Source organism: Keratinibaculum paraultunense, assembly GCF_016767175.1.
GTDB lineage: Bacteria > Bacillota > Clostridia > Tissierellales > Tepidimicrobiaceae > Keratinibaculum > Keratinibaculum paraultunense.
Genome location: NZ_CP068564.1, coordinates 638,818 through 662,334, shown reverse-complemented (window position 1 = coordinate 662,334; position 23,517 = coordinate 638,818). Strand labels below are relative to the sequence as shown.

21 protein-coding genes and 1 other annotated feature are annotated in these 23,517 nt (G+C 31.0%); of the genes, 1 reads left to right on the top strand and 20 read right to left on the bottom strand.

Annotated elements, in window-relative coordinates; translation table 11 throughout:
* The 8 genes from JL105_RS03075 to JL105_RS03040 form a co-directional block, all read right to left on the bottom strand.
* Positions 1 to 903, bottom strand: a complete 903-nt coding sequence (locus JL105_RS03075; protein WP_132026567.1) for a dihydroorotate dehydrogenase — start codon at positions 901 to 903, stop codon at positions 1 to 3.
* Complete coding sequence (locus JL105_RS03070; RefSeq protein WP_132026565.1) at positions 896 to 1,633, bottom strand: dihydroorotate dehydrogenase electron transfer subunit; 738 nt, start codon at positions 1,631 to 1,633, stop codon at positions 896 to 898. Before JL105_RS03070 ends, JL105_RS03075 begins: the two co-directional genes overlap by 8 nt.
* Complete coding sequence (gene pyrF / locus JL105_RS03065; protein WP_132026563.1) at positions 1,617 to 2,498, bottom strand: orotidine-5'-phosphate decarboxylase; 882 nt, start codon at positions 2,496 to 2,498, stop codon at positions 1,617 to 1,619. Before pyrF ends, JL105_RS03070 begins: the two co-directional genes overlap by 17 nt.
* A complete protein-coding gene (locus JL105_RS03060; RefSeq protein WP_132026561.1) occupies positions 2,485 to 3,687 on the bottom strand; it encodes a dihydroorotase in 1,203 nt (400 codons plus the stop codon). Before JL105_RS03060 ends, pyrF begins: the two co-directional genes overlap by 14 nt.
* A gap of 1 nt (position 3,688) precedes the next feature.
* Positions 3,689 to 4,117, bottom strand: a complete 429-nt coding sequence (locus JL105_RS03055) for an aspartate carbamoyltransferase regulatory subunit (RefSeq protein WP_132026558.1) — start codon at positions 4,115 to 4,117, stop codon at positions 3,689 to 3,691.
* Positions 4,117 to 5,040, bottom strand: coding sequence for an aspartate carbamoyltransferase (gene pyrB / locus JL105_RS03050; RefSeq protein WP_132026556.1), 924 nt, complete (start codon positions 5,038 to 5,040; stop codon positions 4,117 to 4,119). Before pyrB ends, JL105_RS03055 begins: the two co-directional genes overlap by 1 nt.
* Positions 5,041 to 5,433: 393 nt before the next feature.
* Positions 5,434 to 5,943, bottom strand: a complete 510-nt coding sequence (gene nrdG / locus JL105_RS03045) for an anaerobic ribonucleoside-triphosphate reductase activating protein (RefSeq protein WP_132026554.1) — start codon at positions 5,941 to 5,943, stop codon at positions 5,434 to 5,436.
* 12 nt (positions 5,944 to 5,955) lie between these two features.
* Entirely contained in the window at positions 5,956 to 8,283 is a 2,328-nt protein-coding gene (locus JL105_RS03040) for an anaerobic ribonucleoside triphosphate reductase (protein ID WP_132026552.1), read from the bottom strand.
* 204 nt (positions 8,284 to 8,487) lie between these two features.
* On the opposite strand from JL105_RS03040, the gene JL105_RS03035 reads away from it, so the two are divergent.
* Positions 8,488 to 9,135 carry an HAD family hydrolase gene (locus JL105_RS03035; RefSeq protein ID WP_202690599.1) on the top strand — a complete coding sequence of 216 codons (648 nt, stop codon included), beginning with the start codon at positions 8,488 to 8,490 and terminating at the stop codon, positions 9,133 to 9,135.
* A 44-nt stretch (positions 9,136 to 9,179) separates the two neighbouring features.
* Here JL105_RS03035 and msrA read toward each other — a convergent pair whose 3' ends face one another.
* The 12 genes from msrA to fabF form a co-directional block, all read right to left on the bottom strand.
* Complete coding sequence (gene msrA, locus JL105_RS03030; protein WP_132026548.1) at positions 9,180 to 9,656, bottom strand: peptide-methionine (S)-S-oxide reductase MsrA; 477 nt, start codon at positions 9,654 to 9,656, stop codon at positions 9,180 to 9,182.
* 19 nt (positions 9,657 to 9,675) lie between these two features.
* Positions 9,676 to 10,233 (bottom strand): signal peptidase I, encoded by a 558-nt coding sequence (gene lepB, locus JL105_RS03025; RefSeq protein WP_132026546.1) that lies wholly within the window; start codon positions 10,231 to 10,233, stop codon positions 9,676 to 9,678.
* Positions 10,234 to 10,689: 456 nt separating this feature from the next.
* Positions 10,690 to 11,862 carry a tryptophan synthase subunit beta gene (trpB, locus tag JL105_RS03020; RefSeq protein WP_132026544.1) on the bottom strand — a complete coding sequence of 391 codons (1,173 nt, stop codon included), beginning with the start codon at positions 11,860 to 11,862 and terminating at the stop codon, positions 10,690 to 10,692.
* A gap of 45 nt (positions 11,863 to 11,907) precedes the next feature.
* Positions 11,908 to 12,153 (bottom strand) — a binding site (T-box leader).
* A 55-nt stretch (positions 12,154 to 12,208) separates the two neighbouring features.
* Complete coding sequence (locus JL105_RS03015) at positions 12,209 to 12,751, bottom strand: TDE2712 family protein (protein WP_132026542.1); 543 nt, start codon at positions 12,749 to 12,751, stop codon at positions 12,209 to 12,211.
* 137 nt (positions 12,752 to 12,888) lie between these two features.
* Complete coding sequence (locus tag JL105_RS03010) at positions 12,889 to 14,256, bottom strand: MATE family efflux transporter (RefSeq protein WP_132026540.1); 1,368 nt, start codon at positions 14,254 to 14,256, stop codon at positions 12,889 to 12,891.
* 275 nt (positions 14,257 to 14,531) lie between these two features.
* Positions 14,532 to 15,371, bottom strand: coding sequence for a CvfB family protein (locus tag JL105_RS03005; RefSeq protein ID WP_132026538.1), 840 nt, complete (start codon positions 15,369 to 15,371; stop codon positions 14,532 to 14,534).
* Positions 15,372 to 15,490: 119 nt separating this feature from the next.
* Positions 15,491 to 16,864 carry an MATE family efflux transporter gene (locus JL105_RS03000; protein ID WP_132026536.1) on the bottom strand — a complete coding sequence of 458 codons (1,374 nt, stop codon included), beginning with the start codon at positions 16,862 to 16,864 and terminating at the stop codon, positions 15,491 to 15,493.
* Between the two features lie 141 nt (positions 16,865 to 17,005).
* Positions 17,006 to 18,067, bottom strand: a complete 1,062-nt coding sequence (locus tag JL105_RS02995) for an ABC transporter permease subunit (RefSeq protein WP_132026534.1) — start codon at positions 18,065 to 18,067, stop codon at positions 17,006 to 17,008.
* Complete coding sequence (locus JL105_RS02990) at positions 18,064 to 19,095, bottom strand: ABC transporter permease subunit (protein WP_132026532.1); 1,032 nt, start codon at positions 19,093 to 19,095, stop codon at positions 18,064 to 18,066. Before JL105_RS02990 ends, JL105_RS02995 begins: the two co-directional genes overlap by 4 nt.
* Entirely contained in the window at positions 19,096 to 20,679 is a 1,584-nt protein-coding gene (locus tag JL105_RS02985) for a sugar ABC transporter ATP-binding protein (RefSeq protein ID WP_132026530.1), read from the bottom strand. It abuts the gene before it with no gap.
* A 55-nt stretch (positions 20,680 to 20,734) separates the two neighbouring features.
* Positions 20,735 to 21,868 carry a DUF3798 domain-containing protein gene (locus tag JL105_RS02980; RefSeq protein WP_132026528.1) on the bottom strand — a complete coding sequence of 378 codons (1,134 nt, stop codon included), beginning with the start codon at positions 21,866 to 21,868 and terminating at the stop codon, positions 20,735 to 20,737.
* Between the two features lie 405 nt (positions 21,869 to 22,273).
* The gene (gene fabF / locus JL105_RS02975) at positions 22,274 to 23,515 is read right to left on the bottom strand and encodes a beta-ketoacyl-ACP synthase II (protein ID WP_132026526.1); all 1,242 of its coding nucleotides are present in this window, start codon (positions 23,513 to 23,515) and stop codon (positions 22,274 to 22,276) included.
* Between the last annotated feature and the right edge of the window lie 2 nt (positions 23,516 to 23,517).

The following is a 23,517-nucleotide window of genomic DNA, read 5'->3' as shown; positions in this document are numbered from 1 at the left end:
TTAAATCACTCCTCTTATCTCCTCAATAGATTTTATCCCTTCTTCTTCCATAAACCTTTCTATTCCATCAATTATATCCAAACATATATGAGGATTTATAAAGTTACCACTTCCTATTTGAACTGCATATGCCCCTGCCATAATAAACTCAATAGCATCTTTATAATCCATTATCCCACCTATACCTATAACCGGTATATTTACTGCTTTAGATACCTCATATACCATCCTAAGAGCAATAGGCTTGATACAAGGACCAGATAATCCTGCCAATATATTATTAAATACTGGTTTCTTTGAATATATATCTATTGCCATAGCACTAAATGTATTTACAAGGGATAAACCGTCTGCGCCAGCTCTTTCACAACATTGTGCCATATGAACTATATCCTCGGCATTTGGTGATAATTTTACTATTAAAGGTTTTTTACATACTCCTCTGACCTTTGAAACTATCCCTTCAGCTACTTCTGATTTAATTCCAAAAGCCATACCTCCCTCTTTAACATTAGGACAGGATATATTTAACTCTATCATATCTATGCTGGTATCATTTAACTTCTCCACTGCCTTAATATATTCTTCTATAGTACTTCCACCAACATTAGCCAATATTACCGTATCCTCATTTTCCATGAACGAAAGTTCTTCCTTTATAAAACCATCAATTCCTGGATTTTGCAATCCTATACTATTTAAAATTCCTCCTGTAGTCTCATATATTCTTATCCCTTTATTCCCTTCTCGCTTATTTAATGTCAACCCTTTGGTACATATGCCTCCTAATTTAGAAATAGGTAAATACTCTCCATATTCTTTTCCAAATCCAAAGGTACCTGAGGCTGCAATCACTGGATTCTTAAATTCTACTTGAGCAATTTCAACTCTTGTATCAATCATAAAAGATTACCTCCTCACCAGAAAAAACTGGTCCATCTTTACATACTCTTTTCATTCCCCAAGTAGTTTCAATACTACAACCTAAACAAGCACCTATGCCACAAGCCATTCTACTTTCCATAGATATAAATACGGGAACTTTATCCTTGCACATTTCTACTACCTTTTTCATCATTGGAATAGGTCCACATGTCATGACCATATCATATCTATCTGGAACAAATAACTCTGTGATAAATCCCTTATGTCCAACAGAGCCATCTTCCGTAGTTATATATATATTATTTACATATTTTTTTATCTCATCTATATAGTAAACTTCATCTCTAAATCCACAATAAAAATCTATAGGACTATCAATACTTTTCATGGTATATATCATCGGTGCTATTCCAATACCTCCAGATATTATTGCAATATTTCCTTTTGAATTTAGCTCAAATCCATTTCCTAAAGGTCCTAATATCTCTATTCTATCCATTGCCTTTAAACCAGCCATGATACCTGTTCCCTTACCTCTAATCTCATACAAAAAAGTAATTTCATCATCTGAAATATCACATATACTAATAGGTCTAGGTAAAAAAGGATCTAATCCTTGCCAACCCCTTAACATATAAAATTGACCAGGAACTCCTAAGATCCCTGTTTCTTTTATTTTCATTTCATATATGTCAGTTGCTATTTCTCTGTTGGAACAAATAGTAACTTCCCTATACCCTTCCTTCACTTTCAATATCCTCCTTCATGGCTAATACTGCATCTCTTGCATATTTATCATAATTTTCTTCTCCATCTTCGTAACTTTTATAAGCGGTAATAATTCCTCTAGAGGAATTTACAACACCTCCATTGCCATCACTCAAATAAAGAGCTACATCCTCACCTTTTCCTCCTTGATGTCCATATCCTGGTATTAAAAAAAACATATTTTTATATCTTCCTCTAATCTCTTCGGCTTCATCCCTATGGGTACCTCCTACTACTGCCCCTATACTACTATATCCACAACTTCCTATATACTTTGAACCCATTTCATATAATTTATCTCCTACATGATAATATAATTTTTTCGATTGGGTATCCTCTGAGGAACTAATCTCTAGATATTGTATATCCTTTGCTCCTGGATTAGAAGTTCTAAGAAGTACAAATATCCCTTTATCTCCTTTGTCGATATATTTCAAATATGGAGTTATACTATCAAATCCCATATATGGATTTAATGTAATAAAATCTACCTGAAAATCCCCTTCAAAATGAGCCTTAGCATACATTTCAGCTGTAGAAGCTATATCTCCTCTTTTTATATCTCCTATTGTTATTATGCCATTATTCCTTATGTATTCTATAGTTCTTTTATATGCAACCAATCCTTTTATTCCATAGGCTTCATAAAAAGCAATTTGTAATTTATACACTGGAACTATATCCATAGTTCTATCTATTATATTTTTGTTAAATTGAAATAATATCTCATCTACATCTTGGTACTTTTCTTTTATATGATCAGGTATATATTCTAAATGGCTATCCAATCCTACACATACATTTCCTTTTTTTTCAACTTCTTTGAAAAGCTTATCTATTATCAATATTTATCCCCCCATTATACTTTAGTTCCCCTTTTCTAATAGTAGCTACTACTTTACCATAAACTTTTTTACCATTAAAAGGTGTGTTTTTACCTTTGGATACAAAATCTTTTTCATCTATGGTAAACTCCTTGTCTAAATCTAACAGTACTATATCCCCATCATAACCCACTTTGATTTTTCCCTTATTAACTCCCATCAATCTTCCTGGAGTTGCAGACATAAGTTGAGAAAGTCTATTTAATGAGATTTCTCCCTTCTTTACCAAATAAGTATAGCATATGGGAAAAGCCGTCTCTAATCCAGATATACCAGGAGAACCCTTTTCCTTATCCTCCTTTGAATGAGGAGCATGATCTGTAGATATAACATCTACAGTACCATCTTTTATTCCTGCTACAATAGCTCTTACATCTTCTTTTTTCCTTATCGGTGGATTAACCTTATAATCCAAATCATATAAAGCTATATGATGAGGGGTTACCTCGCAGCTTAAATTAGCTATCTCCTTTTTAGCTTTTCTGATCCATTCAATGGATTCCTTGGTGCTAACATGGGCTAAATGCAATGAAGCCCCTGTTAGCTTAGATAAATATATATCCCTTAAAGTCATTAGATTTTCTGAAAGTCTAGTATCTATATATACTATATCCTCATCTTCTTCATGAGCTATAATAGTCAAACCTTTTTCCTTAGCTATTTTCATAGCTTGATACATGACCAAATTGGATTGCACACCTTTTCCATCATCTGAAATAAACTTAATTCTAGGATCTATATGTTCCAAATGTTGTAAAGTTTTCCCATCAAAATCCTTTGTTATAGAAACACTTTGATGGATATCTATTAAATCCAATTTTTTTGCTTTATCCAATACAAAATCTACTACTTCTAAACTACTACATATAGGATTTGTATTGGCCATTAGATTTACTAATGTATAACCTCCCTTTAAAGCTGCTAAACTACCTGTATATATGTCTTCCTTATAGGTATATCCTGGCTCTCTAAAATGAGCATGCATATCTATAAAGGAAGGCATTACTGCTAAATTTCTCGCATCTATACTAGGAGAAGGGTAAGATAACTTCGCTCCAAAATCTGTAATCTTCCCATCTTTTATATATATATCTCCAACAAAATCCTTTGTTTCATCTATAACTCTACAATTTTTAATTAATACTTCCATCTTAACCCTCCCAAGAATATATCTGATCGCAATATTCACATTTGTATATGCCTTTTTCCTCATCTACTAATACAAATCTATGAACTATATTCCTTTCTGTAGAAGTTACACATCTTGGATTTTTACATTTAATTATACCTTCAACCTTTTCTGGTAAAGATAAGTTTATTTTTTCAACTATCTTTTCATCTTCTATTATGTTTACAGTTATATTAGGATCTATAAATCCTAACATAGTTAAGTCTAAATCTATATTATTTTCAATTTTAATTAAATCCTTCCTGCCATACTTTTTACTAGGTGCATTCATTATTAAAGCTACAGTAAAATCTGCTTTGTCTAAACCTAAATATTTAAATATACTAAATCCGTATCCTGGTTTTATATGATCTATTACAATTCCCCTTACTATACTATCGATATACAACATTACATCACCCCCAACAATTTTGAAATAAGGGCCATCCTAACATACATCCCATATTTTACCTGTTGAAAATATTTTGCTCTTGGATCTTCATCCACTTCATAACTTATTTCATTTACTCTTGGCAATGGATGGAGAATAGCTAAATCTTCTTTTGCTAATTTTAATTTTTCCTTATCCAAAATATAACTATCTTTAAGTCTAATGTAATCTGCTTCATTAAAAAATCTTTCTTTTTGTACTCTTGTCATGTAAAGTATATCTAATTCTTGTATAACTTCTTCTAATCTTTCTACTTCTAAATATTCTATAGAATTTCTATCCAATATCTCTGTTTTTATATAGTCAGGAACTTTTAGCTCATCAGGAGATATGAGTATGAATTTTATATTCTCATATCTAGACATAGCTTTTATTAAAGAATGGACTGTACGACCAAATTTTAAATCTCCACATAGTCCTATAGTCATATTGGAAAACCGTCCCTTTGTCTGCCTTATAGTGAATAGATCGGTTAAAGTTTGAGTAGGATGTTGATGTCCCCCATCACCTGCATTTATGAGAGGAACTGGTGAGTAGTAAGATGCATATCTTGGAGCTCCTTCCTTTGGATGTCTCATAGCTATAATATCCACATAGGAACCTACTGTTCGAACAGTGTCAGGAATACTTTCTCCTTTCATTACAGAGCTAGAACCTGGTTCGGAAAATCCAATTACCTGCCCTCCAAGTCTAAGCATTGCTGCTTCAAAGCTAAATCTAGTTCTGGTACTTGGTTCATAAAATAGAGTGGCAAGAATTTTCCCATCACACACATTTTTAAATTTTTTTTCATTTTTAACTATTTCATCTGCTAAAGAAAACAGTTCTTCTAACTCCTCTACAGTAAAATCTTGAGGGTCTATCAAATGTCGTAACTTTGTCATTTTATTTACCTCCTTTTAGTCTCTCTGGACCTAATTAAAGGATTGCGTTTTAAAAAATGCCTTCCTTTAAAGGAAGGCATAACAAATCCCCTATTACGCTTTCCTTTCTGAACTCTCTGGTTCAGTTTAAAGGTACCCAATTATCATAATTAAAATACCACATAATATAAAAAGTGTCAATTATTTTTTACTAATAAAGAAGGATACCAAAAAATAATTTTACTTACTAAAGTCCAACTTTTATACATGTTTTATTATTTAATCTTTTTATTATCTATCTTTCTTTACTTGCTTATGAATATTGAAAAAATACCATATTCAATAATATCAATATATTTTCTACTTTAAAAATATTATAAAGGCATTATCCAATATTGGATAATGCCTTTATAATTACATATCTGCTAAAACTATCTTCTTTTCGTTTAAAGATTTTTTTACATCTATTATTCTTTGATTTTTTGAACCTCTAAATTTTAATAATAAGCTCTTTTTACTTATGTCAAATCTACCATCTATTAGTATATCTGTAGAATACAGTAGTTCTTTCCAGCTATTATTTATCTCCATTTCTTGAATTATTTCCTCAAAAGTATAGCCTGTATAAGTAACCACATTTAATCCCATTTCTTTCACTTTTTTCGCCAAATTAGCACATGCCTTTGGCTGAACAAATGGATCTCCACCACTTAATGTTATCCCATCTAATAGAGGATTTTTTTTAACCATATTTACTATTTCATCTATTTTCATATAGTATCCTCCACTAAAAGAATGGGTTTCTGGATTATGGCAACCTATACAATTGTGAACACAACCTTGGGTAAATACCGCTAATCTAATTCCTGGACCATCTACTATGGATTCTTTTATGATTCCTGCAATCTTTATTTCGTCTTCCATATTGCCACCTCTTTATTTATAGGAACAGGAAAAATGTTTTACTCTATCCCTTTCTTCTGCTCTTTTTGCATCATTAAATCTTTCCAATGTTCCAACTAAATAACCAGTTATTCTCCTTATCCTTTGAAATTTAATATCTCCCTCTTCTCTGCCACATTTAGGACAAGTATCTCCTATTATTCCTGTAAATCCGCATACTGGATCTCTATCTACTGGATGATTTATAGACCCATAACCAACACCTGCTTCTTTCATCGCTCTGATTATCTTTTCAAAAGCCTCCAAATTTTGTGTTGGATCTCCATCTACTTCTATATAAGTAATATGTCCTGCATTAGTCAATTCATGATAAGGAGCTTCTATGTTTATTTTTTCAAAAGCTGTAATTTCATAATATACAGGTACATGAAAACTATTAGTATAATATTCCCTATCTGTAATCCCTTCAATTTCTCCAAATATCTCTCTATCTATTTTTACAAATCTGCCTGCAGTACCTTCTGCTGGAGTAGCCAACAATGTAAAGTTCATACCAAATTGTTTACTAGTTTCATCCATCCTATCCCTCATATGACCTATAATTTCCAAACCTAATTTTTGGGATTCTATACTCTCTCCATGATGAAATCCTGTTAAAGCCTTTAAACACTCTGCTAAACCAATAAATCCAATGGATAAAGTACCATGTTTTAATATCTCCCTTATCTCATCATTCTTATCCAATTTATCAGAATCAATCCATATCCCTTGCCCCATTAGGAACGGAAAATTATGAACCCTTTTACTTGCTTGTATTTCAAATCTCTCTAATAATTGCTCTATTACTAAATCTATGGTACGATCCAATTCTTCATAAAATCCCTTTATATCTCCACGATGTTTAAGCCCTAATCTAGGTAAATTAATTGTAGTAAAACTTAAATTACCTCTTCCATTAACTATTTCTCTAGATGGATCATATACATTTCCAATAACTCTAGTTCTACAGCCCATATAGGCAATTTCCGTTTCTGGATGCCCTTCCTTATAATATTTAATATTAAATGGAGCATCTATAAAAGAGAAATTAGGAAATAACCTTTTAGCACTTACTCTACAAGCTAGTTTAAGCAAATCATAATTAGGATCTCCTGGATTATAGTTTATTCCTTCTTTTACCTTAAATATCTGTATTGGAAATATAGGAGTTTCGCCATTTCCTAATCCTGCCTCTGTAGACAAAAGTAAATTTTTCATAACCATTCTTCCCTCAGGAGATGTATCTGTACCATAATTTATAGAACTAAAAGGTATTTGAGCTCCTGCTCTAGAATGCATGGTGTTTAAATTGTGAATCAAAGCTTCCATAGCTTGATATGTTCTCCTATCCGTGTCTTTGTAAGCATTTCGTTCAGCAAAGTTTTGTATCTTTTGAACCAAGGAAGTATCATTCAATAATTCATCTAAATACTCTGCTTCCTTTTTTTTATATTCTTCATTACCTCCTAAAGTTGGCACTAAGTTATATTCATTTTCTAATATCCCAAATATATTTTTTACATTTTCTTCTAAATCTACATCTTCAACTAATAGCTCAATACTTTTGAGTAAATTTTGTCTATAAGTTTTTATATAGGTTTTCTTAACTCCTAAGGCCATCCCATAATCAAAATTAGGTATACTTTGCCCTCCATGTTGATCATTTTGGTTAGATTGAATTGCAATACAAGCTAATGCTGCATAGGACTGAATATCTTTAGGCTCTCTCAAATATCCATGCCCTGTATTAAATCCGCCTTTAAACAATTTTATTATATCAATTTGACAACAAGTAGTAGTTAATGTTAAAAAATCTAAGTCATGTATATGTATATCTCCATTTTTGTGTGCTTCAGAATGAGCAGGATTTAATATAAATAGATCATAAAACTGCTTTGCTCCTTCTGAGCCGTATTTAAGCATAGTTCCCATAGCAGTATCTCCATCTATATTAGCATTCTCCCTTTTAAGATCTATATCCTCTGCTTTCTTAAAAGTTAAATCTTCATATACCCTCATCAGTCTCATATCCATCTCACGTATTCGAGTCCTCTCAGCCCTATACAATATGTATTCTTTAGCTGTTTTTGCATGCCCATTTTCAATAAGTGTTTTTTCTACAATATCCTGTATATCTTCGACTCCAGGAATTTGGTCTTCATACTTTCTATTTAATTCAATGGCCACTTCCTCAGCTAACTTTACAGCCATATCATAATCTTGACCCCCTACTGCTTGAGCTGCTTTAAATATTGCATTTGCTATTTTTTCTATATTGAATGGCACTTCTCTTCCATCTCTTTTTCTAATTTTAGTAATCATTTTTATTCCCCCTAAATTCATATATATTACAATATATTGTATGTATATATTATCAAAACTCTATATATAGTGCAATAGTTTTTAATATAATTTTGACTTATTTTTAATTATAGTGTATATTCATCTTCAGAAATATTTATATAAATAACATTTAGTATTATATTAAATATTCACTTTTTAATCAATGGATAAGGAGGATTAATTTTGAAAGCTATAATTTTCGATATGGATGGAGTTATAATTGATAGTGAACCATTACACTGTAAATTAGAAAGGGAAATTCTTAAAGAATTAGGAGGAAAAATTACTGAAGAAGAACATAATGCATTTATAGGAACTACTGATTATCATATGTGGTCAATCTTAAAGGAAAAATTTAATATTAAAAAACCTGTAGATGAAATCATACAGATGAAAAAAGAAAGATTTATAAAAAATATTCACATGCTTAATTTGGTAGATAATGTTGAAGAATTTATAGAAAAACTTCATAAAAAAGGATATCCAATGGGATTAGCTTCTTCCAATAATAGAAAAATTGTTAATTTAATAGTAAATAAATTTAAATTGGATAAATATTTTAATGTAATAATAAGTGGAGAAGATGTATCCAAAGGGAAACCTCATCCAGAAATATTCTTAAAAACTGCAGAAAAAATGGGAGTGGAACCGCATAATTGCTTAGTAATTGAAGATGCTAAAAATGGAGTCATTGCAGCAAAAGCAGCAGGAATGAAATGTATAGGTTTTAAAAATCCAAACTCAGGAGAACAAGATTTATCTCAAGCGGATCTTATTATATCCAGCTATGATGAACTGGATTTAAATACTCTAAAAGGATTATTTAATTAATATAAATAACTATCTTTTTTGGTGCCAGGCACCAAAAAAGATAGTTATTTATCTAAGTTTATATGACAATAACCCCCTGGATTTTTCTTTAAATATTTTTGATGATACTCTTCTGCATCATAAAACACCTTTAATGGTTCTACTTCAGTAACTATAGGGCTATCATATTTTCTCTTTTGTTCTTCAAAGGTTTTAATTATTATTGGTAAATCCTTTTCATCTATATAGTAGATACCTGTTCTATATTGACTTCCAATATCTGGACCTTGCCTATTTTTTAAGGTTGGATCTATTATATTCCAAAACCTATTTAATAACTCCTCTAAGGATATAATATTTTCATCAAACTTAACATAACATGCTTCAGCATGTCCTGTAGTGTTTGTACATACTTCTTCATAAGTTGGATTTTCTTTTGTTCCATTTGCATAACCTACTTTTGTGTCTACTACTCCATCTATTCTAGACATATATTCTTCTACTCCCCAAAAACAGCCTCCTGCTAATACTATTTCCTTCATTCTACTCATCTCCTTTATATCATTTTAATTTGCCAAATTTAGAAAAAGGGTAAATTCGGAAAATCACTTTTCCTACAATATCTTCTTTATCCACCAATCCAATCCTTTCATCACGGCTATCTAAACTTACATACCTATTATCTCCCATTACAAACATTTTTCCTTTTGGAATTTCCTCTATATATAAAGATCCATTGGTTAGATCTCCATTTACATATTCTTCTTTCAGCTCTTTGCCATTTAAATATACCTTCCCCTCTGAAATCATTATACTGTCTCCTTCAACAGCTATAACCCTCTTTACTATCTTTTTAGTATTACCAGCCATTTTCTTTCTTATAGGACCTAACTCTTCTAAATCCTTAGAATTAATCTCTAAATCAGTATTAATTACTACAATATCTCCTCTATTAATATTTTTTTTACTATTAAATATAATTAAAAAATCATCATGAAATAAAGTTGGATACATTGAACTACCATAAACTTTAGTTCCACTTATAAAATAGGTTATTGTAAATGCTAACAATAAAGCTATAACTATGGACTTCATCCATTCTATAATCATTTTCTTCATAGATTTATTCCCCTTCAATTTTAAATACTTAATCTACATTATATCATCTTTTTTATAATGAATAAAATACTAACCTAGAATAAAATTTAATTTTTAGCATAATAATGACCACCCGATAATTAAAATCTTTTGTATTGTAATAAACTATCATGCTATCTGTGTAAACTTTATATTCAATATCATAAATTTAAGAAACTAAATTAGAAATTAAGCCCTTTGGGATAATTCAAAATTGTAATCAGGTTTTGGAATAAGGGCTAAGAATAAATATAGTGCAAAAATTCCTACCACTATTAAAAACATATAATAATAGTATTTTTTATATATTTAATTTGCATAATTATTTTCATTTATTCTTCTATATTATACCATAATTCAATGTATAAAATATACATTTATTTGCATTTATAAAGGGCATCTATTTACATATACAATAGATGCCCTTTATATTTCTCTTCAAATTATATTTCCCATATCCATTATTTGATTTATATCTTTATCTCCTCTTCCTGATAAGTTTATTATGATTATTTTATCCTTAGGTAAAGTAGATGCTAATTTTATTCCATATGCTATTCCATGGGCACTTTCTAATGCAGGTATTATCCCTTCCAACTTAGATAATTTATAAAAAGCGTCTAATGCCTCCTTATCTGTAACAGAAACATATTCTGCTCTTTTTATATCCTTATAATAACTATGCTCTGGTCCTACACCAGGATAATCTAATCCTGCAGCTATAGAATGGATATTAGTTTCTTTTTCATCTAATGTATAACATTTAAATCCATGGATTATATCAGGTTTCCCTTTTGAAATAGATGCAGCATGATAACCTGAATCAATTCCCTTTCCAGCAGGTTCCACTCCTATAAATTTTACCTCTTTGTCATTAACGAAAGGATGGAATAAACCTATGGCATTGCTCCCTCCTCCTACACATGCTATTAGATAATCTGGTAATCTATTTTCCTTCTCCAATATTTGTTTTCTAGCCTCTTTTCCTATTATACTTTGAAATTCCCTAACTATAATAGGATAAGGATGAGGTCCAACAGCTGAACCTAATAGATAGAAAGTATTATGAGCATTTTTTACAAAGTCTTCCAACGCCTTATCCACAGCTTCTTTTAATGTAGCATTGCCTTCTCTTACAGGTACTACATTAGCTCCTAATAATTCCATTCTAAATACATTATGCTCTTGTCTTTTCACATCTACAGCTCCCATATATACTGTACAATCCATATCAAATAAAGCACATACAGTAGCAGTAGCAACTCCATGTTGCCCAGCACCCGTTTCTGCTATTATTCTATTTTTTCCCATCCTTTTAGCCAACAATGCTTGCCCTATGGCATTGTTTATTTTATGAGCTCCTGTATGGTTAAGATCCTCTCTCTTTAAATATATTTTTGCTCCACCAGCATATTTAGTCAATTTTTCAGCATAATATAGAGGGCTTTCTCTACCAACATAATCCTTAAAATAATAGTTTAATTCCTCTTTAAAATCCTTATCATCCACATACTTATAAAAGTTCTCTTCTAATTCTTTTAACACCTCCTTTAAGTCCTCTGGTACATAGGAACCTCCATATTCTCCAAAATAACCATTAAATCTTTTCATATACTTCTCCTCCTTTTTTTTAATAAAAAAACCTCCACCCTAAAAAATTAGGGTGAAGGTTATTAATCCACGGTACCACCTAAATTATGCATAAAAGCATCACTCTTAATGGGACACTAACATGTCCTGTCCATAGATAACGGTTGGCTTCCGGCTAGTGATACTCATCTTTAGATTTTCCCACTGCTTCTATAGGGTCCATTCATTAAAATCTATATCGCTAGGTTCTCACCTACACCAGCTCTCTGTAGATAATCGACCTTAACTACTACTCCCTAACATAGAATTTAAACTCAATATTTTAATTAAGCTTAATTATATATCATTATTTTCTATTTTGCAAGGATTATTTACTAACCAGTTCCAATAATTTTTCTTCTAAATAATCATTTAAATCCTTACCTGCTATAGTTACATTCCCTTCTCCATATAAATCTGGCATTACTCTAAAAAAATTAACTACAAGTTTGTTTTCATCTATAATATATTCATCTAAATGCCCAGGTATGAATATTACTTCTATCTCTTCATATTCAAAAGCATTATTTGCATTATTTAGTTTATCAATTAAATTATTTAAATTTAATGTCTTCAATGGAGCAACCATCATATTTGTAAATTCCAAATCCTCCAGCATCCACATATTATTATTCCAGTATTTTCTATCCTTTTTACTTTCACTATTTAACATTTCCCTATTGGAAATAGCACTTAAAACCTTCCTTACAGATTCTTTATCAAATCCTTCACCATATAGATATTTCATTTCTGGAAATTCCCCTATACTAATTATATAGGACTCTCCTACCTTTTCCTTTTCACTTGTAGCTTGCCAGTAGTATAGCATTGCCTCTACTACATCTAAATTGACTTTAATTCTTTTTATCATGTTAACACTCCTTACACATTTATATTATTGATTTTTGTTTTACTTTTACTATTATACACCTATTATAGCTTCATTTTCTAGATAAAAAATAAATACCTATGAATATATCATAGATATTTATTATATAATTATGCCTATTAATACCCTTCCTTTATAACCTTTTTCTTCCATTTCCCTTTCCTATATACTATATATCCATAAACACATATTAAAAAATTGCTAAAACTCATAGAAAACCATATTCCTTCTGGCCCAATTTTCATTAAGTGTTTAAATACTAATATCATAGGTATTCTAATAAACCAAAGACGTCCTATGGCCATTGCCATTGAATATTTAGTATGCCCTGAACCTTGAAATAATCCCTGAAATATACTGAACATTCCCATGAAGGGCATGGATACAGATATATATCTAAGAAAAGTAATTCCTTGATTTATTACTTCCATATCATCCTTTGAGCGCATAAAAAAATCTATAATTCCCTTATCCTTCCAAATTAAAAATCCTGTTCCCACTATGGAAAGGGATAGTACTATTATGGTAGATTTTTTAAAAGCTTCCATTACTCTATCAAACTGGTTTGCACCTATATTTTGACCTACTATAGATGTTAAGGCAGCTCCAATTCCCATAGGAGGCTGCATTATCAATGATGTTATTCTATTAACCATTGCAAAAGCTGCCAAAGTAGAAGTACCATAGGAAGCAATAAAGCTATTTAATACGGTAAATCCTAAAGCAGCACCTGATTGCCCTATAGTGGAAGGAAAACCTATTTCCACGATTTTTTTAAGCATATTTTTATTAAACTTAAATCCCTTAAAATCCAATTTAATCATAGGGGAGTGTTTTTTTAGTATGTAAATTCCAACAAACACTAATAGTGCCTGAGATAAAACCGTTGCAATAGCAGCCCCTGCTACTCCCATATTTAATGTAAATATAAAAACTGGATCTAGTATTACATTTATTATAGCAGATATGCCACTTAATATTGTTGGTGCTAAGGTGTTTCCCTGGGCATTCATAATAGAGTTAAAATTGAAAAATAAAAATACAAAAGGAAATCCTAAAAAACTAATTCGCAAATATATATTACTATACTTAGCTAAATCTCCAGTTGCCCCCATCCATCTCACAATATATGGACTTAAAAAATAACCTAAAATAGCAAATACAACTGAAAAAATCATAGATATAACCACAAGTTGAGATGCATATCTATCGGCTTCTTCATATTCTGATGCTCCTACCAATTGAGATAGTATAGATGTACCTGCAACAGAAATTCCTATTCCTAAAGAGATAAATAAAAAAATTACTGGCCATACGAAAGAAGTAGCTGCAAACTGCACAGAACCTAGTTTACTAACCCACATGGCATCAGCAAGATTGTATAAAGTTTGAATAAAGTTATTTAACATAATAGGTAATGATAATGTAATTATTACCTTATACATATTGCCATTTAAAATCAATTCTTTTCTATCTGGTTTTTTCATGCATAGCCCACCTTAATTATTTATTAGTCTACAATATTATATCATCAATAGATTAAATAATAAAGTGTTTAGATACACGAAATATTTTTTTGTAATATTAAAAACACAAGAAGGGATATATTATACATGCCTAATATATCCCTTCTTCATGTAGTTTTTTATTATCTAGTCCACCTAATTTATGCACAAAAGCATCATCCTTAATGGAGCACGGCTTTCAACTTCAGTTTCAACAATTTTTCTAAGTAATCATTTAAATAAATAGAATTTTTCAATTATTTTACCTTTATTCCACCTTTAATAAATTCCACCTTTTCTTCTTTAAGTAGCCTTCCTAAGGCTCTTTTAAATGCAGATTTGCTCATATTTAATTCTTTGCGTATTTCCTTTGGGCTACTATAATCGTTTAAATACAATATTCCTCCCTTTTCCATTGCTTTATTTAAAATAATTTCTGCATCTTCTTCTATTTCTATATAAAATTTGTCTCTGAGACTAAGATCTAGTTTCCCATCATCTTTTACATTTGTAACCCTTACATCCACTATATCTCCTATTGCATATACCCCTATTAATTCCTTTTTAGGTATTAATCCTTCATATTTATTATCCACTGCTACAAACGCTCCAAACTTATCATTAATACTATAAATAACTCCTTTTACCCAATCATTTTCTTTATAAGGGGAATCACTGCTTAAGAAATCCCTTATTTTCATAGTACCACACAATCTATTACTCTTATCTATATAAAGACCTATTGGATATTTTCTACCCTTTTCCAATTTTGTAGTTTGTTCCTTAAAAGGTAAAAACAAATCCTTTTCCAATCCCCAATCTAAGAAAGCACCTATACTTGTTATATCCACCACTTCCAAAAGCCCTACTTCTCCTAATATTACCTTTGGTCTTCTAGTGGTAGCAATAATTCTTTCTTTAAAATCCCTATATATGAATACCTCTATTTCATCGCCTACTTTAGTTCCTTCTGGTACTTCCTTTTTAGGTAACAGTACATCCTTATCCTTTTTTTGACTATCTTTGGTATTTAAAAATACCCCTACTGAAGTAATATTTTTTACTTCTAAAGTTTGCATCTTTCCTAATTCTATCATTAAATACACCTCTTCTAATAATTAACTCTATATAGGATCCTATCATATTTAGTATATAAAAGCTTCTAATATTTATGTAATTTCTATCATATAATATTAAATAGGGATTTATCTCATATTTATACGGTAGTTTCCATATCTACTACTCTTTGCTGCCAAGTATCCTTTCTATAAATTAAATACCCATATATACACACTATTAAATTACTAACACTCATGGAAATCCATATTCCTGTTGGTCCAATATTAGTAAAATGCTTAAATATGAGAATCATAGGCAGCCTTACAAACCAAAGTCTTCCTATTTCCATTGACATGGAATATTTAGTATGCCCCGCACCTTGAAATAAACCTTGAAGTACACTAAACACTCCCATTAAAGGTGTAAAAAGAGCACTATATCTCAAATATTCAATCCCTTGATTTATAACCTCTAAATCGTCTTTAGAACGCATAAAAAAGTTAATTATTCCTTTGTCTTTCCAAAGCATAAACATACAACCAATAATTCCTAATGTAACCGTAAAAACTAGTGCTTTTCTAAAAGCTTCTTTTACTCTATCCATTTGATTAGCTCCAATATTTTGACCTACTATAGATGTTAAAGCTGCACCAATACCCGATGCTGGCTGCATTACCAATGATGTAATTCTATTTACCATTCCATAAGCTGCCATAGTGGAAGTACCATAGGAAGCAATAAAACCATTTAGCACCATAAAACCTAAAGCAGAACCCGATTGTCCTATAGAGGATGGTAAAGCTACGTCTATAATCTTAAAAATTTTCTCCCTCTCAAATTTAAATTCTTTAAAACTTGGTCTTATAATAGTTTCAAATTTATATAATACTATCATCCCTGCTATAGCTAACACAACTCGTGATAAAAGAGTAGCAATAGCTGCTCCTGCTATACCCATATCCAATGTAAATATAAATATTGGATCTAATATAGCATTAAGCAACGCACTAATTCCACTTAATATAGTAGGAATCAAAGTATTCCCTTGAGCAGTCATTATAGAGTTAAAATTAAAAAATAAAAACATAAAAGGCATATCCAAAAAGGTTATCCTTAAATATATATTACTATATTTTGCTAAATCTCCTTTTGCTCCCATAATCTTTATTAGATAAGGGCTTAATAAATATCCAATTGCTGCAAATATAATGGAAATCAACATGGATATAACTACTATTTGCTCAGCATATCTATTTGCATCTTCATATTTATCTCCTCCTATTAACTGGGATAATATGGAGGTTCCAGCAATAGATAATCCAAAACCTATAGAAATAAACAAAAAATTTACTGGCCACACAAAAGATGTAGCAGCAAATTGAACTGAACCTAATTTACTTACCCAAATTCCATCTGCTAGATTATAGAGAGTTTGAATTAAATTGTTTATCATAATAGGTATAGATAGTAAAATCAATGTATTGTACATATTTCCATTTAGTATCATTTCTTTTTTGTTCCGTTTTTTCATTTAATCACCCTCACTTGTTTAGAGTCTCTAAATATATTATATCATCTACTTTTATAATTAAAAGACAAAAAATACGATTTAACTTGAAAAAACTCATTTCTATAATAGAAATGAGTTTTTCTAAATTAACAAGAATAAATATTAATCTATATCACTAAGGGTAATTTTCGCCTTATCCTTTTCCCAAGCATGAAGTACTAATGCTAAACCTATAACTCCATATGCTACAAATACTCTAAAGTATTCACCTATTTGAGCATTGCCAAATAGATTTTGACCTGCTAACGGTGATATTACAAACAAGAAATGGAATAAAAATGTACCAATCAAAGCTTCTTTCCAAGAAGCTTTATCTACAGTAGCACCTCCAACTAATAAAGAAGCCACTGCAAATAGTCCTACTTGAGAATGGCTGCCATAAGTTTGCATAGTTCCAATATTTTGTAAAAATACTATTTGACCCCATGCAGCTAGTACTGTAGAAATGATTACAGATATTATTTTAGTCTTTTCTACATTAATACCTGAAATCCTCGCTACTTCTGGATCTTGCCCAACTGCTCTCATGTCCTGCCCTAACTTTGTCTTAAGTAAATATCCCATCAATAAGAATAACAACAATATAAGTAAAAAAGTAGCTATTGGATATTCAGCCAATTTTTGAAATATTGGCAATTTAATTTTATCAAAAGGAATTAAATGATCTAAAGAATATTTAATACTAGCTAAATCCACAGTATTTTTTATACCTATACCAGAAGGCAATAACAAAGTATCATTTCTTATTGGAAAAATTGTACCAGCAAATAAGAGGAATACAAGTTGATAAATTCCATTTGCAAAAAACCCTAGAACCATACTAGTTATCATTTCTTTTCCTACTGCTTTATTTAATATTTTTCCTACAAGAAATCCAAACAATATAGCAAAAGGCGTTGAAATTAAGAGGCTTAAGAAAAATCCTCCTGGACCACCTATTGAAAAATTAGTTATAATGATCAATGCAATTTGTCCTGCCATAGCTCCCAAAGTTATTGCAAAATTTAATCCCAATCCAGTAATTACAGGAAAAATTAATGACAATACTAATATTAAGTTTCTTGCTAAACGTATTATCATTTCATTTACTAAAAAGCTAGCAGGAAGTCCTGTAAAAAAGGACCCTACAATACATAATATTAAGAATATAATTGGTACTATCATGCTGTTTCACCTTCCTCCCGAGTCAATGCATATAGAATAATACCATTACTTACAATTGTCCTTATTACTTCAGACATACTACCTTCTGCAATTACATTCACTACAGGTAATGCTACTACTAACAAAGACTGAAAAAGGAGTGTTCCCACTATTACATGTACTATATTGGCTTTTTTCAAAGTTGCACCACCTATTAATATAGCTGCAGCTGCAGGCATTGCAGAATATAATGGAGCATTATATAATTGTAGAAATCCAAAAGCTTGACTATATATGATAATCCCTATTGCAGCTAAAACTGTGGATATAACAGTACCTTTAATTCTCTGCTTGTCTACATCTATACCATTTGACATAGCAAAATTGGGATTACTTCCAGCCACTATCATTGATAATCCTTTATTGCTCCTCCCATATATCCATACTATAAAAGCAAATAAAGCAAAACATAGTAACAATCCTGTTGGAATAGTAACATTTCCTATATTAAAAGCTAAAAAATTATTTAATACATGAGCAATTGATGACTCTAAAGATACAGTAACTCGAAGACCATTACCTCCATAAGCCCATATAAGTTCTGGACTAGAAAAAGGTGCTATTAACCAAAATATACACATACCCGAAACTACAGAAAATCCAATATAATTTCCAACAGTCATCTCTTCCCCTTTAATCCTATTTAACATTTTCCCATAGAAATAACCTGCTATTGCAGCCAATGGAGCAGCTATTAATATGGATAAAAATAATCCCAAGAAACCAGAAAGTTTAAATTCTATACTAATTAATGCCCCTATCAATCCAAATATAATACCTAAGGGAAGATTGAAATTAAGACCAATACCAGATTGTATTCCAGGTATCATGGCTAATACTAATATGGCATTCATACCAAAACGAACTAACATATCAGTTAACAATCCAGATAATGGAATATTTAAATAAACCGCTAATACAATTAAAGCTATCAAAAATACTGTAATTATAAATCTTGGAAATCCCACTTTCTTAATAAACTCTTTCATCTAGTCCACCACCTTTTCTATACTCTCTCCAGCCATTAACAGCCCAAAAGTTTCATCAGAAGCATCTGGCTTAAGAATACCAGCTAGTTTTCCATCATATATTATTGCAATTCTATCGGATATTTGACGAAGTTCCCCTAATTCACTAGAGGTAATAATAATTGTTACACCTAGTTCTCTATTTAAGCTAACTAATGTATCTAATACTAGCTTTTTAGCTCCAATATCTATGCCTCTTGTAGGCTCTGATACTAACAATAAATCAGGCTCTAAAGTCAAAGCTCGAGCTATACACACTTTTTGCTGATTTCCGCCACTCAAATGTCTAGTGTGTTGCCTAGGACCAATACATCTAATATCTAAATCCTCTATCATTTTGAGAGCATGGTTCCTAACTTCTTCATTATCAATTAATTTTAATGGTCCTACTTTTTTAAGAAATCTTCCCTGTATTTCCAAGCTGGAAAACACAATATTAAATTCTATAGAATGATCTAATAATAGACCAACACCTCGTCTATCTTCAGATAAAAACGCAATGGAGGATTTCAAAGCTTCTCTGGGATTATTTAATGGTAGCTCCTTTCCATTTTTAATAATAGTTCCTGATGTCTCATATAAACCCATTATTCCATTTGCAATTCCAATTTTCCCTTGACCAGCCAAACCTCCAATACCTAATATTTCACCTTTTTTAACTGTTAAATCAACTCCATTTACTCTTTCACCAGGCATATTAACTCTCAAATTTTTAATCTCTAGTAATACTTCATCTTTTTTAATTTTATTATCTTCTGCTATTCGAGTAAACTCAATTTTTCTTCCTACCATTAAACGAGCTATTTCAGGTATATCTATTTCATCAGCACTTACAGTTTTAACCAATTCACCATCTCTTAAAATAGTTATAGTGTCTGAAACTTTTTTTATTTCTTCTAGCCTGTGAGATATGAATAATATAGAAATTCCTGAATCAGCTAATCGCTTAATAATCTCTAAAAATTTAGCTGCTTCCGTTTCTGTAAGTACTGCAGTAGGCTCATCTAATATTAAAAGTTTCAAATGAGTTTTGTCTATCTCTCTTGCAATTTCTATAAATTGCATATAACCAACAGGTAATCCAGCTATAGGCAAATATTCATCTATTGACATATCTAACTTTTGCAATGCTATTCTAGCATCCTTTGCCATAGCCTCATAGTCTAATTTTTCTAATGACTTTCCAAATACCTTACTAATAACAGTAGGTTTTGTTATTTCTCTATTTATCTTAATATTTTCTGTAATTGTAAATCCTGGGATAAGCATAAATTCTTGATGCACCATACCTATTCCAACATCCATAGCATCTTTTGGATCAGTAGGAATAAATGGCTCTCCATTTATCAATATTTCACCTTCATATCCTCCTGTAGATTGAATAACTGGCATCCCAAATAATATATTCATCAAAGTAGATTTTCCAGCTCCATTTTCCCCTACAAGACCATGTATTTCTCCTTCTTTAATAGTTAAATTAACATCATTTAGAACTTTATTTTCATCATAATATTTACTTATATTTTTCATTTGGAGTAAATCCATAAAAATATACCTCCTTAATTTAAGAAGAAGGAGGTCGCATACACGACCTCACAGCTTAAAATATTTCTGAACTTACTATAAACATTAGGAAATTAGGATTCCCTTCTAATTCATTAACTATTAAATCGTCGTCACCAGTCACTTCTTTTAAAATTTTTATCATATGATCTTTATCAAATTTTTCTACTTCTCCTTTGCCATAATCTACAGCATATTCAACAGCTGCTTCTATCATTGTCATATTAGCTGATGCTTGCCAAGTAGCAAATCTTCCACTAGCTCCAGCTTCTTTGATTTTTTCTCTAATTTGTTCTAGCATATAATCAACATCCCCAGCTTTATCCTCAGGAATTTCTATTCCTAAAGCTCCTGGATAAGCATGATATGGACTTGGGCAACACTGTTCAGGATATATAGCGCCTGTATCTAGAACTGCTTTTATTAATGGTTCTTGCATAGCACAATTAGTACTAAAAAATGCTGTATCTTTCCCATATTTCTCAACTTGTCTTGGAACATCTTCAATCATAAACTGTTGTGCTCCAGAAATACCAGCATCTCCTGTTGGATCTGGTGCATCTACCTCCACCAAATCTATGCCTAATGCTTCACATGTCTCTTTCATTTTATCACGTCTTCGAGCCAATAGTTCTTGTGACATATGTCTTGGGAAAGAATAGTGTATAAAAGTTTTTGCTCCCATTTCATGTGCTAAATTTACTATTGTTTCCCCTCGTTTTAATTGATCCGTCTCCAGTACAATATCAGCACGAGCAGAAATAGTTTCTGGATCTTCATGAGGCAATCCTACTATAAATAATATGTCATCTCTATCTTCTTTTATCTTGTCTATAGCAGCTGCAGCACCAGGTACTCCTTGACATACAATTATTGCCTTTACTTTTGGATCAGCTGCTAAACTTGTAATTTGAGCTATAGTAGTTTCTTGTTCCTCACTAAATTTATCAGGATAAGTAACATGTTCAATAGCGTCTTTACCGTATTTTGCTATAGCATTCTCAGCAGCACGAAACTCCTCTTCGCCTTGCGATACGGTTCCTGTGGCTATTCCTATTTTAAAATCTAAATCCTCCTTACCTTCTCCCCCTGTTGTTTTTTCACCTCCACATCCTACTAAACTTAGTGACAATACTGCCATCAATAAAAATACTAAAACTCTTTTTTTCACAAGTGCACCTCCTTAATTTTATATTTAAATCTTTCATAATTATGAAAGATTTAAAACCAAAAATTTATTTTATTAATTTATATAAATATTAAGAAAAATGTAATAATATGTCGAAATAGTGAATTAAATGCTATAAAATTCAGTATATATGCCCTATAATCATATGTTAATTATAATCTTGTTCATAGGACATGTCAAGTTTTTTAAATACGGTTACTAAAAATTATGAATTAATATAACAATATTACTTTAATAATTGTAATATTCTGATTCATAAGTATAAAATAATATGCTGGTACTGAGAAGAGATGTAAGTAAACAATATAAAAATATAAAATTTAGATTAAAGGTTATAGAAATTAAATACACTTCCTATATAGGAAGTGTATTTAATAAAAATAAATATTATTCATTTTTGTATTTTTTAAATAAAATAGTACAATTATGTCCACCAAAGCCTAAGGAATTGGATAAAGCATAATTTATATCCATAGCACAGGCTTTATTTGGTGTATAATCTAAGTCACACTCTGGATCAGGAGTTTCTAGATTAATTGTAGGAGGTATTATTCCTTTTTCCATAGCTAATACCGTAGCTATGGCTTCTATTCCTCCTGCTGCCCCCAACAAATGACCTGTCATAGATTTGGTGGAACTAATCTTGAGCTTATAGGCATAATCTTTAAATGCCTTTTTAATAGCTAAAGTTTCTAATTTATCATTATAATAAGTGCTGGTTCCATGAGCATTTATATAATCTACTAACTTGTAGTCTATACCTGCATCCTCCATGGCTAATTTCATAGCCATAGTTGCCCCTTCTGCTTCTGGATCTGGTGCAGTTACATGATAAGCATCAGATGTAGCACCATATCCAATTATTTCTCCATATATATGGGCATTCCTATTTAAAGCATGTTCCAATTCCTCTAATATAAGTATACCTGCCCCTTCTCCTATAACAAAGCCATCTCTATCCTTGTCAAAGGGACGACTAGCTTTTTCTGGCTCTTCATTCCTTTTAGAAAGTGCTTTCATGGAACAAAATCCTGCTACAGAAATAGGACTTACTGCTGCTTCACTACCTCCTGTAACTACTATATCTGCACTGCCTCTTTGAATCATTCTAAAAGATTCCCCTATAGCATGATTACCTGAAGCACAAGCAGTAGTGATAGTAAAACTTGGTCCTTTAAACCCATACAACATTGTTATCTGTCCTGGACCCATATTAGATATCATCATAGGAATAAAAAATGGACTTACTCTTTTAGCTCCTCTTTCCATCAATTTAGTGTGTTCTATTTCTAAGGTTTCTATGCCTCCTACTCCAGAACCTAGTACTACTCCTACTCTTCTTTTATCAATATTATCTAAATCCAATCCACTATCCTCTAATGCTAATTGGGTTCCTGCTATCGCAAATTGAGCAAATCTGTCCATTCGTTTTGCTTCTTTTTTATCCATATATTTTTCTGGATTAAATTCTTTAACTTCAGAACCAATTGTTGTAGTATATCCTTCTGTATCAAATTTAGTTATATGTGATATACCTGATCTTCCTTCAATAAGAGAATTCCAGTATTCTTCTTTACCTATTCCTATAGAAGTTACAGGTCCTAGCCCCGTTACAACTACTCTTCTCATTT